Raw genomic sequence first — 1,530 nt, forward strand, 5'->3', positions numbered from 1 at the left:
CGTAGAGGGGAACCTTCTAAGTAATCAATGTACAAAGATATCAGACCGCCTTTCCGTGGACTAGACCTATAGGTAAACCTATGAGCGATCGCCTATCCGGTTATCTATGGGTCTGATTCATAATCTCCGGTGAGGGGAAACTATGGGCTATCATCTACCGGCTCCAACCCGATACCCCTAAACAACTTTTCAATTAGGGGTCGAGAATGGAGTCGCCTCCATCCCCTCCCATTCAAAACCGTGCGTGAGACTTTCATCTCACACGGCTCCTAGTCTGATTGCTCCATTGTTAGGGATACAGCTTTAGCGTTGTCAAGCGCCGTTTGATCATCGTGACAATGGCGATGTAATAGTTTAAGATTTTTGTATTCATCCTTTCCACCGAGGTTTCGAGGTACAATGTGGTCTACTTCAACTAAATCTGATGGTGCGAAATACTGTCCACACCAAGTACACCTGCCTTTTTGCTTTTTGAGTAGTTTTGCTACCCTATTTGGCGTTCCAATTGCTTGTCCTTTCCTGGTTGCCCAGTAAGTCCAGTTTCCGTCGTATGGTGTTGCGTCAGGGCGTATTAGGGTGTGTCTGACAATCGGAGTGTAGCTATGTTTCCATAGTGTATATCCATCTTTGGTCTGAAATAACCAAGGTTCTTGCCTTTCCTTCCCATTACTAAGTTTGACCGTTCCGCGTCTGAAATAGTTTCTTAGCTTTTCGTGGCTTGCCTTTCCGCATCTTGAACCTGTCCATGCTCTTAGCATTAACCAGATTGTGTGGTCTAGCCTTGTGAAGGTCTCTGTTGAGACTACCGCTGAGTAATAGTTTGACCATCTCTTTATGATTGGGTTTAGTTTGCTAATCAAGGCTGATTGGGGTGCTGTTTTGAGTTCTTTAATTGCACCCTTAATCTCTTCCATGTGAGCTTTAACTGCTTTCTGGCTGGGTTTAATGTGGGTTTTGTGACCGATTAATCGGTTTATTGTTCCCCCGGTTTTCCCAGATTTATATTTTCCTGCTGGGTACTGCCTTATGTTGAATCCTAGAAAGTCGAACCCTGGTTCTTCTGTTTTGCCATCATACTCAATACGTTTGAGCGTGTGACAGATTCGAGTCTTTTCAGGTTTTATTTCTAGTCCAACAGGTTTTAACCATTTGGAAATAGCAGTTTTGCACTGTTCAATGATTTCAAGTGATGGGGATATTACTACAAAATCATCGGCGTATCTGATTGTTGTGGCTTGAACCACGTTTCTCTTTTTAGGATACATTGTTTCTATGAACCTAACCATTCCCAACAGTGCGATGTTGGCGAGTATTGGACTTATTACCCCTCCTTGAGGTGTCCCTGTTTCTGTATCCTCGAATACACCGTTATCTAGCACACCCGCTTTGAGCCATTGTTTCAAGTCTCTTTTCAGGCTGCTTGGACAATGAATTTTGGACAGTAGGTAATCATGGTTCACGGTAAGAGCATTTTGCTATGTGTTAGGGGTCGAGAATGGAGTCACCACCATCCCCTCCCATTCAGAACCT

At 43.9% G+C, this 1,530-nt stretch carries 1 protein-coding gene; it reads right to left on the minus strand.

Annotation, left to right across the window (positions count from 1 at the left end):
- Positions 1 to 269: 269 nt before the first annotated feature.
- Positions 270 to 1,460, minus strand: coding sequence for a reverse transcriptase domain-containing protein (locus P5674_RS24575; protein WP_315643200.1), 1,191 nt, complete (start codon positions 1,458 to 1,460; stop codon positions 270 to 272).
- Positions 1,461 to 1,530: the final 70 nt, after the last annotated feature.

It is taken from the genome of Limnospira sp. PMC 289.06 (genome assembly GCF_032350395.1).
Classification (GTDB): domain Bacteria; phylum Cyanobacteriota; class Cyanobacteriia; order Cyanobacteriales; family Microcoleaceae; genus Limnospira; species Limnospira platensis.